The organism is Lachnoanaerobaculum sp., assembly GCF_057250505.1.
Map to the genome: position 1 here is coordinate 96,325 of NZ_DBHIEQ010000005.1, position 16,046 is coordinate 112,370.

15 protein-coding genes are annotated in these 16,046 nt (G+C 36.3%); all 15 read right to left on the reverse strand.

Features of this window, described 5'->3' with window-relative positions; all coding sequences use genetic code 11:
• Positions 1–151: 151 nt before the first annotated feature.
• Positions 152–502, reverse strand: a complete 351-nt coding sequence (locus ACO6FI_RS03740; RefSeq protein ID WP_485456159.1) for an arsenate reductase family protein — start codon at positions 500–502, stop codon at positions 152–154.
• A gap of 14 nt (positions 503–516) precedes the next feature.
• Positions 517–2,898, reverse strand: coding sequence for a glycoside hydrolase family 31 protein (locus tag ACO6FI_RS03745; RefSeq protein ID WP_485456160.1), 2,382 nt, complete (start codon positions 2,896–2,898; stop codon positions 517–519).
• Positions 2,899–2,910: 12 nt separating this feature from the next.
• Entirely contained in the window at positions 2,911–3,555 is a 645-nt protein-coding gene (gene pgmB / locus ACO6FI_RS03750; protein ID WP_485456161.1) for a beta-phosphoglucomutase, read from the reverse strand.
• A 149-nt stretch (positions 3,556–3,704) separates the two neighbouring features.
• Entirely contained in the window at positions 3,705–4,388 is a 684-nt protein-coding gene (locus ACO6FI_RS03755; protein WP_485456162.1) for a D-lyxose/D-mannose family sugar isomerase, read from the reverse strand.
• Complete coding sequence (locus ACO6FI_RS03760) at positions 4,385–5,701, reverse strand: ABC transporter substrate-binding protein (protein ID WP_485456163.1); 1,317 nt, start codon at positions 5,699–5,701, stop codon at positions 4,385–4,387. The genes ACO6FI_RS03755 and ACO6FI_RS03760 overlap by 4 nt, the downstream gene beginning before the upstream one ends.
• Positions 5,698–6,351 (reverse strand): response regulator, encoded by a 654-nt coding sequence (locus ACO6FI_RS03765; RefSeq protein WP_314766687.1) that lies wholly within the window; start codon positions 6,349–6,351, stop codon positions 5,698–5,700. The genes ACO6FI_RS03760 and ACO6FI_RS03765 overlap by 4 nt, the downstream gene beginning before the upstream one ends.
• Positions 6,344–7,675, reverse strand: a complete 1,332-nt coding sequence (locus ACO6FI_RS03770) for a sensor histidine kinase (RefSeq protein WP_485456164.1) — start codon at positions 7,673–7,675, stop codon at positions 6,344–6,346. The genes ACO6FI_RS03765 and ACO6FI_RS03770 overlap by 8 nt, the downstream gene beginning before the upstream one ends.
• A gap of 1 nt (position 7,676) precedes the next feature.
• Positions 7,677–8,507: a substrate-binding domain-containing protein gene (locus ACO6FI_RS03775; protein ID WP_485456165.1), complete on the reverse strand. Its 831-nt coding sequence runs from the start codon at positions 8,505–8,507 to the stop codon at positions 7,677–7,679.
• Positions 8,508–8,638: 131 nt separating this feature from the next.
• Positions 8,639–9,595, reverse strand: a complete 957-nt coding sequence (locus tag ACO6FI_RS03780) for an ABC transporter permease (RefSeq protein WP_485456166.1) — start codon at positions 9,593–9,595, stop codon at positions 8,639–8,641.
• 8 nt (positions 9,596–9,603) lie between these two features.
• The gene (locus ACO6FI_RS03785; protein ID WP_485456167.1) at positions 9,604–11,088 is read right to left on the reverse strand and encodes a sugar ABC transporter ATP-binding protein; all 1,485 of its coding nucleotides are present in this window, start codon (positions 11,086–11,088) and stop codon (positions 9,604–9,606) included.
• Between the two features lie 93 nt (positions 11,089–11,181).
• Positions 11,182–12,195 (reverse strand): substrate-binding domain-containing protein, encoded by a 1,014-nt coding sequence (locus tag ACO6FI_RS03790; RefSeq protein WP_485456168.1) that lies wholly within the window; start codon positions 12,193–12,195, stop codon positions 11,182–11,184.
• A 150-nt stretch (positions 12,196–12,345) separates the two neighbouring features.
• Entirely contained in the window at positions 12,346–13,188 is an 843-nt protein-coding gene (locus tag ACO6FI_RS03795) for a class II fructose-bisphosphate aldolase (RefSeq protein WP_485456169.1), read from the reverse strand.
• Positions 13,189–13,196: 8 nt separating this feature from the next.
• On the reverse strand, positions 13,197–14,312 hold the full coding sequence (locus tag ACO6FI_RS03800) for a carbohydrate kinase family protein (protein ID WP_485456170.1): 1,116 nt from the start codon (positions 14,310–14,312) through the stop codon (positions 13,197–13,199).
• 88 nt (positions 14,313–14,400) lie between these two features.
• Positions 14,401–15,300, reverse strand: coding sequence for a magnesium transporter CorA family protein (locus ACO6FI_RS03805; RefSeq protein WP_485456171.1), 900 nt, complete (start codon positions 15,298–15,300; stop codon positions 14,401–14,403).
• Between the two features lie 29 nt (positions 15,301–15,329).
• The gene (locus ACO6FI_RS03810) at positions 15,330–15,974 is read right to left on the reverse strand and encodes an IMPACT family protein (protein WP_485456172.1); all 645 of its coding nucleotides are present in this window, start codon (positions 15,972–15,974) and stop codon (positions 15,330–15,332) included.
• Positions 15,975–16,046: the final 72 nt, after the last annotated feature.

The window sequence follows — 16,046 nt, forward strand, 5'->3', positions numbered from 1 at the left end:
CAAAAGGGCCAAAATAAATTTGACCCCCTATCAAATATTTATAAGCTTAGAATATCACTCATTGAATAGTTTTTCAATAAATAAAATAATTTTGAAAGTACTTTCAATACTTTCTATGCTTTATCATCTTTATAAACTCAATCCGAAGCCTTTACTGCCATCTATTCCCCCACTCACTTTCTTTAAAACCTACCAAGGCGAAGTCATCTCCTAAGACAATAGGTCTTTTTATAAGCATTCCGTTTTCTGAAAGGAGTTTGAGCTTTTCACCATCACTCATAGTGTCCATTTTTTCTTTGATATTCAGCTCCCTATAGAGCATACCGCTTGTATTAAAAAGCTTCTTTATAGGAAGGCCTGAATACTCCAAAACCTTTTTTAACTCTTCCACACTTGGAGTCTCCTCCACAATATTCTTTTCTGTAAACTCCACATTTCTATCCCTTAACCACTTTCTTGCCTTCACACAAGTTGAACATTTCGGATAATGAAATACTAACATAAAAATCTCCTTTATTATTTTGCAGAAAGCAGCTCTATTACAGCTCCCTTTACAAATTCATTTTCACAGACACTGTAAATTTCACCCATTACTTCAGCTGCATTTTTGGAGTTATACTTTCGTATCACCTCCATTACCTTTGTCTTTAAATCATATTCTATCTGCGCCTTATTTAGAATGTCAAATACTTTGTTTTGTATGCTCTTATGCAAAATATATCCCAAGTTCTTAACTTCAACCTCCAAGGTGGATGTTGTGGAAATTTCGGGCAATCTTATAATCAAAGCATTTTTATTTTCATCATATTCCGTACACAGTGGTATTACAGAACTTTTATCCGATAAAATATTGATCTCGCTTTCACTTCCTACACCGTAGAAATGCAAATTGTATTTTCTTTTTTCTCTTGTTGCATTTTTGTTTCCGGAAACCGGGTGAATCTTAAATATCTGCTTATCGTTTTCATCAATCAGCTCGTACTTTGTATAAGCCCAGTCGGACTCTACATAAGTCTTATACTCCTTTTCGTCCTCCGCAAGGATAAACTCTCCCGACTTACCTGTAAAAATATTCAAATCAAGCTCTAAAGGGCTTTTAATATCATTTGTACTGATATTTGCATCAAGAGGCAAGATACTTCCTGCTCTTGCAAATACGGCGATATCTTCAAGATCCCTATATATTTCAAGCTCACGATTTCCGCTGTATCTTACTCCGCTAAATATATCAAACCATTCACCATCAGGGAGCCATATCTTTGTCTTAGCCAAACCGCTTTCACTGTCAATCTTTTTTGTCACAGGGCAGACTATCAAATCATTTCCGAAGTAATACTCATTTTTATAATTATATACCTTGTCATTTTCAGGTTCATAGTAATACAGCGGCAGTATTAAAGGAAGTTTATCCACATTTGCTCTTTTGTTCATAGTATAAAGATATGGTATAAGTCTGTGACGAAGCCTTAAATATTTCTTTGTTATTCTTTCCGCAATCTGATTGTACTTCCAAGGTTCTTTTCCTGAAAACTCATTGCAGGTACTGTGCAATCTCATTATAGGTGAGAATACTCCAAACTGTACCCATCTTACAAACATCTCGTCGTCTCTTATCCCGTTCATATGTCCGCCGATATCATGGCTCCACCATGCATATCCAATATTTGATGCTGTGGCTGTAAAATACGGCTGAAAATCAAGACTATCCCATGTAATAATAGTATCTCCGGAAAATCCTATAGGATATTTGTGACTTCCCACTCCTGCATATCTTGAAAGTATAAGGCCTCTTCCCTCATCTCTTCTTTCAGAATCCTTATAGTGGAAATAGTTTAAAAGCCATAGCGGATCAAGCCCCTTATGCCCTGAGTTTTCTCCCTGTTGCCAGTCTATCCACCAGTAATCGACTCCCTGCTTTTCAAGCGGATGATGAACATGTTTAAAATATCCTTCTCTGAATTTATCATCGGCAATATCAAAAAGTACAGGTTCTTCCTTTTTAATATCTACACCCGTAAATTCTCCCATATCCTTATAGCAATCTTCATATGCCCTTATACCGTCTGCCGGATGTACATTCAGTAAGACCTTATATCCTCTTGTATGCAGTTCACTTAGAAAATCTTTTGGACTTGGGAAAAGTTCCTTATTCCATGTATAACCTGTCCATCCTGTACCGAATCTTCCTTCCACGTCAGTAATGTGCCAGTCCATATCGATAACCGCCACACTGAACGGAATATCCTCACTGTCAAATCTGTCCATCAACTCCAGATATGACTTTTGAGTGTATTTATAATATCTGCTCCACCAGTTACCAAGTGTAAATCTCGGCAGTAGAGGTAATTCTCCGCTGAGAGTATAGAAATCCTTCAATGCTGTCAAGAAATCAAGTCCATATCCGAAGAAATATAAATCTGTTGCTTCAGGATCTTTTCTTAATTCAAACCCGTCCTTTGTTATAAGCATTGAATTGCTGTCATCCACCACAGACCACATCTGCCTTGACACAATTCCCTCACCAAGCTCTGTTGCTCCGTCTATGGCATCAAGAGTTCTGGTTGTTCCTTTTAAACTCTCATTCTTATCTCCATAATGCCATACACTTGAAGTTGTTCCGTAATTTCCGCTTACATTTATCCTTAAGCCTTCACCTGTGAATTCTTTTTTATCATATATTACTCTTAGATAATCCGTAACTATAACCAGTTTGTCTTCACTGTCTAAAACATCAAATTTTGCTTTCGGGAACATTCTGTTTGTAACAGCCGCCGTCTCTTCATCGACAAATATATTTTTTTTACTGTATTCAAACCTTATAAGTCTGTCGGTAAGAATACTTATTCTATAATTATTCCCTTTAATTATTGAAGCCTCTGCCGCCTTTGTATTTACCATTTTTCTCTCTTTCTATATACAATACTTTTGCAAATCTTCAAAGCTTTCCAAACTGTAACTCACATCACTGAGTTTTTTTGCATCCCCTATTCCTGCAACCTGCATTCCGGCTCTTATTGCCCCCTCTACTCCCGAAGCTGCATCTTCAACAACCAGACATTCATTTGGTAAAAGTTTCAGTCCCATTCCCGCTTTTTCAAACACTTCCTTATCAGGCTTTGAATATTTTATATCATTTCCGTCTATTATAATATCAAAAAAATCAATAAGATTTAACTTTGATAAAATAAGCTTTGCATTTTTACTTGATGAAGCTATTGCCGTCTTATATCCCCTTTGTTTTAAAATATCTAAAGTGTCTTTAACTTTTTTATCAAGGTCTTTCTCACTCATCTCATTTAAAAGTTCTTTATACAGCTCATTTTTTTTATTTGCAAGCTCTTCTTTTTCCTTATCGCTGTACTTTTTATCAGACCTTTCAAGTATTATTTCCAGGCTCTCCATACGGCTTACCCCTCTAAGTCTGTTATTTATTTCTTCATCAAAATATATACCCAAACCGTCTGCCATGTTTTTCCAAGCCATATAGTGATACCTGTCTGTATGGCATATTACTCCGTCAAGGTCAAATATTATACCTTTATATTTTATATCCATTACTTTTATTCAAAAAACCGCTTACTTACGAGCTGTCTTCTCCTTTTATATAAATTTTCGCGCTATTTCCTATGTACTTTTATACCGGCAAAACTCTAAAATAAAAGAGTAAATAACTTAAACTTACTCTGTTATTGTATGTATTTTTCTCAATCCTTCGCTACCGGATACTCATTACAAAGCAGTCTGTACGGCTCTTCGTCCTCTTCTATCTCAGGGAATCTGCCTATACCTTCATAGAATCTGTTATCTATATTGTCATCATTACATTGTGAAACTTCACCTATAAGCACACTTCCGCTTCCCGGCTCCACATGGAACTCATGGTATTGATGCGGCCAGATGGTGATACTCTCTCCCGGCAAAAGTTTTACAAGGCTTCCCGCCTTTACATAGTATGATCTTCCGTCTGAGTTTATAAGTACATCGGAGTCGGCAAGTCCGCCCTTACCGTCATCATTATATACTTTTATAAGAAGTGTACCGCCGCCTCTGTTTATAATATCCTCCGATTTAAACCAGTGAAAATGCATAGGTGCCATCATATCGTCTCTTAAGAATAAAAGCTTCTCCGCATATACCTTTTTATACTTCTCATTATTTCTGTTTCCGTTTCTGAGTGTAATAAGTCCGAAACCTATCTTATCAAAATCTCCAAGTCCGAAGTCGGTGATATCCCATCCGAGCATATTATCTCTTATTTCATCATATTCATGCCCCTTGTTATCCCAATCCTTTGGAGTCCAGTTGCAAAACGGCGGCAGATTAAAGCCGTTCTCCCTTATAAGTTCCTCCATCTCTCTTATGATGCTGTTAATTTGTGATCTTTTCATTCCTTTCCCCTTTCTTGTAACAAATATTTGCTCATTTGTCTTTGCAATATTCTAAGTGCATTTTCTATATCATCTCCCTGATTTAAATTTGAAATCTTGGAGTCCGCCAATGCTATAGCGTCTTCATACCCGCTAAATCTCGGCTTAGCACTACCGTTTTCCAATATTTGACAAATAAGCTTAGAATCGATAATATCTTCATTTTCCTTAAATATATTCTCAGATTCTCTACTCTCCATAACTTCCTTAAGCACAGATGCTACCGGCATATCATTATACAATTTCTGCTGTATCTGTATATCGTAGCTTAAAGTTTTCAAAAATTCCCATGCCTGCTTTTTCTTTTTCGATTTTGCACTTATTGCAACATTCAAGCTGTCAACCATACTTACATTATTCCCTGTCTTTCCTGCCGGCATCGGTATACAGTCCCATGCAAAACCGGTATACTTTTTTATTTTATACGGATAAGATTTATACGTTCTGTATTCTGCAAGTGACATCTGACTGAATGCCACTTTTCCGCTGTCAAACTCCTCCTTTGTTACATTTTGATTGCCGTTCAAATCCTCCAAACTTTTTACAAATCTGATTGCATCCGCTAAGCTTTCTTGATTAAAATATGAATTCTTTCCATCTTCTGTAAACAATGTAACACCGTTTGATAATGCGGCATTTATCCAATCATATCTGTATATTCCGAAATAATCAGGATTCCCATCCAAGTCTCTGTCCAAAGTTACCATCCTGCATACTTTATAAAAGTCCTCAAATGTGTAGTTATTCTCAGGTATATTCAAATGCAAATTTTCGAGTAATGTTCTGTTCACAAACATCAATGTCGGCATCGCTTCATATGGCAGGGCATACCTGTGTCTCTCAAAGACTCCCGAATTTGCAATCTCACTATAGTACTTATTTATATCAAAACTTTTATCACCGTCCACATATCCGTCAAGTTTTTCTATGAGCCCCAGATTTATATAATTTTCAAAATCGTCATCAAGTACCATAAAAACATCCGGCATCTCATCCTTTAGAACTCTTTTTGCCATCCACTCACTGTAATCCTCTTTCGGAATACCGCTCTCATACTTTATCTTTATACCCTTATGCTCTTTTTCAAATTTTTCTATTGCACTGTCAATGACGGAATAACTTTCCTTTACCGCAACTCCCCAGTTACTGCCGTTAAACATGGCAAACTCTACCACTGTTTCTTTAGGTCTGAATTTATAAAAAACTGTACCTAAAACAATAATCAAAAAGGCTATGCCTGTATATATAAATATACCAACTTTTTTTACTTTCACAGCTCACCTCTGCTGATGGACCAAATAGCTAACTGAGTTCTGTCTCTAAGTTCCAATTTATCCAATATATTCGACAAATAATTTCTTACAGTTCCCTCCGAGAAACTTAAGTCCTTGGCAATTTCCTTATTACTTTTACCTTTTGAAACCTCCTTTATTATAGTCCATTCATTTTTTGTAATCATTTTTATATTTTCTACAGGTACATGTATAGTTTCATTATTTACAGCCAATTTTGAGAAAAACTTTAAAACCTTTGAAGCAATATCAGGATTTATCATTGCTTGTCCCTGATATACCGTATTTATCGCCTCAACCAGACTGTCCATACTTATTCCTTTAAGCAGATAACCGCTTGCACCATACTTCAGTGCATTGAATACATATTCATCATCATCAAATGTGGTAAGTATGATTATCTTTATATCGGGGTAACCTTCCTTTATAATCTTTGTACATGACACGCCGTCAAGTCTCGGCATTCTGATATCAAGAAGTATTATATCCGGTCTTTTTTCTCTAACACTTCTTATTACCTCAAGCCCGTCAGACACCGCATCAGTCACTTCTATATCAGGTTTACTGTCAAGGATTATCTTTAAGCTTTCTCTTATCAGTTCCTGATCATCCGCAATTAAAACTTTAACCATATTCCTCTCCCCATCTTATCGGTATCATCGCCTCCACAATAAAGCCGTTCTCACTTCTAAAATTCACCTGTCCTTTTAACATATTTACTCTTTCTCTTATATGTCTAAGGCCAAACCCCGACTCAATCTTTTCACAACCTATTCCGTCATCATGAATAATAAGTCCGATACTCCCGAAGTTTTTCTTTACCATGACTTCTATGTTTTCAGCATTTCCATGCCTTATAGAATTTGTCAAACTCTCCTGTACAATTCTATATATAGCCATCTCCTCATCCTCATCGAACTTTAAATTTATATCCTCACAATTAAATATTATATTTACGCCTGCCACCCTCTTTGTATTCTCAACAAGTTCTTTTATCGCACTTTCCAGATTCAGCCTGTCAGGTGCATCCGGTCTCAGTGAACTGACGCTCATCCTGATATCTTTTATACCGTTTCTGCTTACCTTAGATAACAAATCCAACTGATTTCTAAGCGGAGTCTTCTCATCTCCTGCAAGTGCTATACAGGCATCTATTCCGGCTGCAAGTCCTGTAAGTGTGTGTCCCAAAGTATCATGTATCTCTCTGGCTATACGATTTCTCTCTCTAATCTCTGCAAGTCTTGCATTATCCATTAAGGATCTTTCCAACTCTATATTGGCTTTTTGTAAATCAAAGTTTGCTATTTCAAGTTGTTTATTAAGCTCAATATTTTTCTCTATAATTTCTTCTTTGTTCACTATTATACTGATGCAACAAAGTATAAAACTTACTACCGTCATCAAATTAAGTGCATTGTATATAAAAAATATAACTGTCTGTAAACTTGTACTACAAACCCTTATATATGCTGAAATATCATATATATTTATAAACAGCTTGACTAAATCATGTGTTGTAAACAAATAACTTACGGTTGCAGCTACTATAACTATTGATATATATTTATTTTTCTTCAAATAAATCAGGGCATTTGCAAATGTCCAAAGCAATATTCCGTTGTAATTAAAATTCAACAATATAATACATATCAACTCTAAAATAAACTCAATAATAAATGCTACAAATATTATGTATGTACCATTTAATCTGTTGCTGCTCCTTACACTAAAAGTCAATATAAAACATATAGACGAAATAACTGTAAATATAAATATATGCATTGTATTGCCGGGTATGCTCACAGATCTTGATATAAACAGCTTTGCTTCATGCATATCTATTATTCTTGCCGTGATTATCCATACAAATCCTGAAATCAAAATCATCGTTGTAACGGATATAATAAGCATAAGCTCAAGTATTTTGTTTATTTTTAAGTTTCCTATACTTTTCATATTATTGCCACTTTGATATATCAAATTTAGTTATATTTCCTGCATTTATAAGGTCAACACCTATATAAATATCACTCTCTATATCTTTTTTATTCAAGTAATCATATGCAGTTCTTGCCGCCTCTTTGCCCATAGATATAGGATGCTGTGCTACGGTAGCGGTAAATAACCCCTGCTTTATCAGCTTTTTAGCGTCCGGTGAACCGTCCACCCCGTAAATCAAAAGATCTGTCCCGCTTTTTTCTTTTAATGCCGCCAATGCGCCTATTGCTGTAGGATCATTCATCCCGAAAATTACATCTATTTCCTTGTTGTTTGTCCTCAAATACTCATTCATAGCCTCATTTACAGTTTCTATTTCACTAACGCCGTCTATCTCGTCTACAATTTCATATTCAGGTCTGTTTTTTATAGTATCTATAAATCCCTGTCTTCTTTGAACCATAGATGATGCAATAAGGTTTGCTACAATAAGAATTTTTGCTCCTTCGGGCCTTCTTCTCATCAAATCATTTGCCAACAATACGCCGGCCTGATAATTATCAGACTGAATAGTACTTATCACACCAACTCTGTCATCCACATCCGTATCCAGCAAAATAACCGGAACACCCCTTTTCTTGCATTCATATAATGCACTTTCTATTCCACTCCTGTCCACCGCATTTGCAAACAAAATATCAATACCTTCATTAAGCATATCTATAATTTGTGCATTTTGTCTACTCTGGCTCTGTGCCGGATCCTTTGTTATAAGTATATCACCATTTGCTTCAATGGTATCCCTTAAATTTTCGTTAAGTACGTTAAAATATGGATTATTCATTGTCATATACGTTGATCCGAATATAATTTTCTTATTCCTACTTCTAAACTTTACAAAAAATATCAACAAACACAATAAAAAAACATATGCTAAGAGCATCAAAAATACTCTTAGCTTAGTTTTATCAGTTATTTTCATTATTTACTCTTTTTCAAATTTCTAATATAGTCAATGAACACTGCAAGTAATATAACAACTCCCTTTACAACTGTCTGCCAGAAAGAATTTACATTCATAAGATTAAGTCCGTTGCTGAGTATTCCTATAATCAATGCACCTACCAATGTTCCGCCAAGTTTTCCATATCCGCCCGACATGGAAGTACCGCCTACTACAACCGCCGCTATCGCATCCATTTCGGCACCGTCACCTGCTGTAGGTTGTCCTGAATACATACGAGAAGCCAAAATCACTCCGGCAAGTCCGGCCATAAGTCCTGAATATGTATAAACTAAAAACTTTACCTTTGATACGCTTATTCCTGAAAATCTTGCTGCCAATGTATTTCCGCCAACCGCATATATATATCTTCCTATCTTTGTTCTGTTAATAATAAGTACAGATATAATAAATACAACTATCATTATTAAAACAGGTACCGGTATAATTCCAATATATCCCGCACCGATCCACTGCCACTGTTTTGAAACAACTCGTACAGGGGATCCTCCTGTATATACTCCTGCAAGACCTCTCGCAATATTCATAGTAGCCAATGTCACTATAAACGGAGGTATAGTGGTTCTTGAAATAACAAAACCGTTGAATGCACCTATTATAAGTCCTATAAGTATTCCTATAATCATTGCCGTGGGTATACTCATTCCATATCTTGATACGCAACCTGCCGCAAGTACTCCTGAAAGTGCTATTACGGAACCTACAGACAAATCAATACCGCCAAGTATTATTACCATTGTCATTCCACAGGCAAGAAGCATATTTGTAGATATCTGCCTTAATACATTAAAAACATTTTTTGTTGTAGGAAATGAACTGCTTGTTGCAGGAAACACTGTAAGGAATACTGCAAGCACCAGCAATGCAATTATTATTCCCATATTCTCTTTAAAAAAATTTAACGCCTTTTTCATACAACCTCCTATATAGCGGCCAGTGCCATAATACTTTCTTGTGATATTTCTTCATGTTCTATACAACCTCTTATCATACCTGCCGCCATAACATATACTCTGTCACTCATGTTTATTATCTCAGGTAACTCTGACGATATCATTATGATTGATACACCGCTTTTCACAAGCTCATTCATTATCTTATATATCTCCGACTTTGCCCCGACATCTATTCCTCTTGTGGGCTCATCCAGTATAAGAATCTTCGGATTTGTAGCCAGCCACCTTCCAATCATTACCTTTTGCTGATTACCTCCGGACAGATTTCCTATTATCTGCTCTTGTGACGGCGTCTTAGTATCCATCATATCTATGTACTTCTTAGTTATTTCCGTTTCCTTTTTAACATTCACATTTAAATTTTTTATGAACTCGTCCAATACTTCAATAGTAGTATTATATTTTATATCCTGTATCAGATAAAGTCCTTGCTCTTTTCTGCTCTCAGGCACTAAAGCAAGTCCGTTTTTTATGGCATCTCTCGGATCTTTTATATCAACTTTCTTTCCGTCAATATAAATTGTCCCTGTAACATCCTTTGAAAGTCCGAATATAGCTTCCATTGTCTCACTTCTGCCTGCACCTACAAGCCCTGCAAAACCGATTATCTCACCTTTCTTTAACTCAAAGCTGACGTCTTTTACCTTATTATTATCATTTAAATTTTCTACTTTAAGTACAATATCTTTGGACGGCATAAAGTCTCTAACATAGTAATTGGTCAAAGTTCTTCCAACCATCATAGCTATAAGTTCTTCTTTATTGGTATCCTTTACAACCTTTGTACCTACATATTCACCGTCTCTCATTACGGTTACTCTGTCACATATCTCCTCAAGTTCACTCATCTTGTGTGATATATAGATAATACCAACCCCTTTTTTAGTCAAATCTCTTATAATGTTAAATAGATTTTCTACTTCTCTATCACTTATCGAGGAAGTCGGCTCATCCATGACCAAAATCTTGGCATTTACAGATACCGCTTTTGTTATCTCAACCATTTGCTGCTTTGCTATAGGTAGATCCTTTATAAGTTCTCTTGAATCTATATCCATACCCAAATCATCCAGTATTTTCTGAGCATCCTTTTCCATCTTTGAAATATTTACAGTGAACCCTCTACCGCTTTCTCTGCCCAAATATATATTCTCTGCAACACTCATATATGGTACCAACACAAGTTCCTGATGTATTATTGCTATATTATTATTTGAAGCATCATGTACTGAATCTATAGATACTTTCTTTCCTTCTATCTCTATTTCTCCCTCATCAAGGCTGTATATTCCACCAAGTACTTTTATAAGTGTTGATTTTCCTGCACCGTTTTCTCCAAGAAGTGCATGTACCTCACCTGCCTTCAGATCAAAGTTTACCTTATCTAATGCCTTAACTCCCGGAAAACTTTTTGATATATTTTTCATTCTCAATAAAATATTATCTGCCACTGTTTCACCTGCTTTATTTTCAAAATAAGGCACCCGAAAGGATGCCCAAAATTATAATTGATATTTTTTTCAGCTCATACTTTGATGAGAATATCATTGCCAGCCGTCTGTTCCGTACTGTGCTACATTATCTGATGTAATAAGGAATGTTTCCACAGGATATCTTGCCTCAACCTGTTTTCCTTCCACATAGTCATACATTATCTGAACCGCCTTCTCAGCTATTGAAACCGGAGACTGTGCACCGGTTCCCTCTATCAAGGAATTACCTGATGCAAGCTCTGATTTGATATCCGGTGAACCGTCAACTCCGTAAATCATACATTTTTTGATTCCTGCCGCATTTGCCGCCGCCAAAGCGCCTAAAGCTGTGGGGTCATTTCCGCCAAATATAGCAACTACATCAGGATTTGACTGTAATAAGTCCTCTGCAATACCCATTGCAACTTGTAGATTTCCCTTAGCATCCTGCTGTGCTACGACCTCAAATCCATGGTCCTTGATAGCATCCATAAATCCGTTTGTTCTGTCCACAACCGATTGCATAGTCGGGGAGTCGAGAACTATGATTTTTCCACCGTTAGGAGCTTTCTTTACCAAATCTTCTCCTACCACTTTTCCTGCATTATAATTATCTGAACCTGTATATGAAACTAAATATGACATATCGCCAACTTCAGTATCAAATCCAACCATCGGTACTCCTGCTTCCTTAGCCATATCAAGTGCAGGTATAATACCCTGTGCATCAACCGGATTCATAAACAGACCGTCAAGCTTTTGTGAAAGCATATCTTCAACCTGTGAAATCTGCTTTGTAACATCATTTCCCGGATCCGTTACAATAAGCTCATCACCCTTTGCCTCTACCAACTCCTTGATTTTGTCCTGAATTGTAACAAAGAACGGATTAGTTCCATCCATACATGTATAGCCGAATTTGTAGTGCTTTCCACTGCTCTCACCGGTGCTTTGAGCCTCGCTCTTTTCTGCTGTAACAGCCTCTTTGCTGTCTCCCTCAGAAGCTGCCTTCTTTTCTCCGCCACATGCAACCAAACTTGCTACCATTGTCAGCGCCAATGCACCTGCCATTAACTTTCTTCTCATAAATCCTCCTTTTCATACCCTTTTGGGCTTATAGCTATAATAGCATAATGATACTTAATAAAAACTGTTTTATGTAATATATTTGTATTGACATTTGTCATATCTTTATATATTTATAATATTTTAAGTTTATATGTGAAAGTATATAATCTATTTTTGTATATTTTTGAACACTCTTATTGTCTCCTTATATGTCTTCACCATATTTTTCCTTATCTCAACCAGTATATCATGTGAATATATATTTCCGTTTTTATCTTTAATCATATCTCTTATTGCATCACCGGCATACTTCGCCGCATATGTATAGTAGTTTATTTTTCTCACTCCGCAATCTATACATTTTTTAAAATCCGAATCGCTTATTCCTGAGCCGCCATGCATTACTACCGGAATACCGCAAAGTTTTCTTATTCCGCTGATTATATCAAAGTCCAGATTCGGCCTGCTCTTATATATTCCATGCACTGTTCCGAATGATGCTGCAAGTGCATCTATTCCTGTCTCATTTACAAATACTCTTGCTACTTCGGGGTCTGTATATGCTCCTAAAATGTTCTCATTCTCACCTTCTGTTCCCATAGATCCAAGTTCCGCCTCTATACTTGCTCCATACTCATCTGCCAATATCTTCGCATATTTTGTATTTGCTATATTCTGTTTTAACGAAAGTTCGGATCCGTCATACATTATACTTGTAAATCCTAAATCCAACGCTCTCTTTATTTCATCAAAGTTGTTGCCATGGTCTAAATGTACGCATACAGGTACTTTGCTCGTATCTGCAAATGCCACCATCACTCTTCCTATATCTTCAAGTGAAATATATTTACTATGTGCCGCATTGGCAAATTGTAATATTACCGGTGTATCCTCATCCTCCGCCGCTTCTATCACCGCCAATACACCTTCAAGTGATGTAACATTAAATGCAGCTATTGCCATATCTTTACTTTCTGCCATTTTTAAAATATTCTTCAACGTTATTAACATAATCTCCCCTACTCACAGATAAAATCTTGAGTTTCCCAATTATTTTTTATTTTTTCTTCCAGTTTATCTATACTTAGCAATCCGCTAAATGTATCATATTCCGTAATACACATTGCACCTGTAGCCGCCGCTATTTCCATTGCTTTCTTAGGACTGTAATTATTGGTTATTCCATAAAGAAATGCCGCTATCGCCGTATCTCCCGCTCCTATTGCCGACTTTATCCTGTCAGGCTTAAAACTCTTTTGAAAATATTTAAAATCATTCCAAGAACTGTCCAAATTCAGCTTTTGTGATATGTCACTTGCTGTACACAGATACATACCTGCCACACCGCATTTTATAAGTAAAATTGATGCTCCTAAAGACATAACTTTCTTAGCAAGCGGTACTATATCCTTTTCTAAACTGAGGCATGCGCATATATCATTGTCCGAAACCCTTTCTAAAAGTCTTTCATATCCTTCTCTGTCAACCATACATAGTAATTCTTCAAAACTTGGTTCAAATACATCCACATATGGCAATACTTGTCTTAATATTTCTTTCCAGTCAAGCTTTCCCGACTCACTGTCAGGGTCTATTGCCGCCACATCAAGGCTCGTAACCAACCCTAATTCCTTTATATTCTTATACATTTGTATAAGATCTTTTGCATTATCTTTATAGAACCCTTTCATCAATGTCGGATAACCGAAATGAAACAAATATCCGCCTTCTATTTTTGACATATCCAAATCCAAGAAACTGAAAGTGTCATTGGTTCCTGTAAAATGTAAAAAACTTCTGTCAAATCCCGGCGGTGCTATCACTATTGTATATGAGGTATCCTCACTGTCTGATATTATGAAACTTGTCTTTGCACCCTCTTTTTTACATTTTTCCATTATCTGTCTGCCGAACTCATCATTACCGATTTTGGCAATAAGCTCAACATCCGCACCGAACTTATGCAATGCCATACCTGTATTATTCACACTTCCGCCGTTTGCAACTGTAGCCTTACCGATATTGATAAGTTTTCCGGGCTTTATAAGTTTACCGAAGTCTTTGCCTTTTGTGCTGTATATTACAGGTGTAATATCATAGGATATATGTCCTGCAACTATTATCTTTTTATTCATATTTCCCCCTTTCAAAAAATAATTTACCTAAAACAGCAAAAAAATAATAGTTACATTAGTCATTAAATAACCAATGTAACTATTATTACTACCACAATTTTTTCCATATAAATTTCCACATTATCCACAGTAATACCGCTGTGATAAGTGTTATAAGTATCCATCCGCCTTTCATTGTGGTGAAGGGCAAATCCACATTCATGCCGAAAAAGCCTGAGATGATTGTCGGTATTGTCATAAGCAATGACCATACGGTCATGATACGCATTGTTTCATTCAGTCTTATATTTATAAGGTTGTTGTACATTCCGCTCATCTGCTCCACTATGCTTGACGCCATATCCGCCATCTCACTTGCCTGCTTAGCCTCTATATAGGCATCCTCAAGCTGCTCTTTTTCCGCATTTGAACATTTCTTTATTGCCGTAGTTATCCTCATCTGTCTGATTGCCACAACATTCTGCCTTGTTGCGGCTCCAAGGTAAATAAGACCTACCTCAAGGTCCGACAAATCCCAAATACCCTGATTGTTTGTGTTGTTTCTAAGCCTTCTGTTCAAATGCAGTCTCTCTTCATTAAGCTTATCAAGTATCGGCAAAAAGGAGTCGGATATTACAAAAAGGCACAAAAATAACAGCATCATCGGGCTGCTTGCCTCTTCAACATCTATCAGCCTTTCAATCTGTGGAACGATATAGTTTGTATCATATGTAACGAACATAAAGATGCTGTCTGCATTTACAAAAAACTTTATAGATCTTGTTTCATAGTGTCCGTCATTTTGTGTAAATGCCGGCACATGTATTACAACAAACAAATTTTTACCGTCATAGTCCACTCTTGCCCTCTCGTTTGAGTCAAGAACATATTCGGACATCTCCTCAGTCAAGTCAAATTTGTTTTCCAATGTCTCTACATCTGTTATATTGCTGACATCCACTACTCTCCAACAATATTTTTTCCCCTCTTCTCCTAAATACATCTGCATTTACAAATCCTCAAAGTTAAAACTCTTTTCTATCTATATTCTCCATACCACTTATTACTCACTGTGATATATTTTATTTTTTCCAAAAATAATTTTTCTATATTTGCATTAGACTCTTCTATAAGCTTCTTTTGCAGTCTTTCACTTTTATCTTTTTTAAATATCAGGCTTACTGTGACCATATCGTCAAATACGGTATCCTCTATTACCACACTCTCACTTTCAGCTATATATTTTATCTTTCCGTAAAAATCATATCCGAATCTGTATTTTGCTCTGAAACCCTCGTGAATCTCTCCGCTGACGCTTGCATTTAAACCTTCTATAACGGCACCTTGATATGCTCTTATAAGTCCACCTACTCCAAGCAATGTTCCTCCGAAATACCTTGTAACAACTGCCACTATATCAAAGTAGCCTTGGCTTTCAAGTACTTCCATCATAGGCATCCCTGCACTTCTTTGAGGTTCCCCGTCATCAGAACATTTTTTCTTATTGCCGTCTTCACCTATGATATATGCATAGCAGTTGTGCCTTGCATCATAGTATTTTTTCTTTATATTTTCTATAAACTTGGTTGCCTCTTCCTCTGAAGTTGCTGCCGCTATATTTGCTATAAACCTTGATTTTTTTTCTACAATCTCGGCTTCTTTACTTTCCAGAATTATTTTCATGGGCTGTCTCCTACTTTTACCAAGATTATAACAAATGTTTACATAAATAAAAAGACCGTCATCATTTAACGG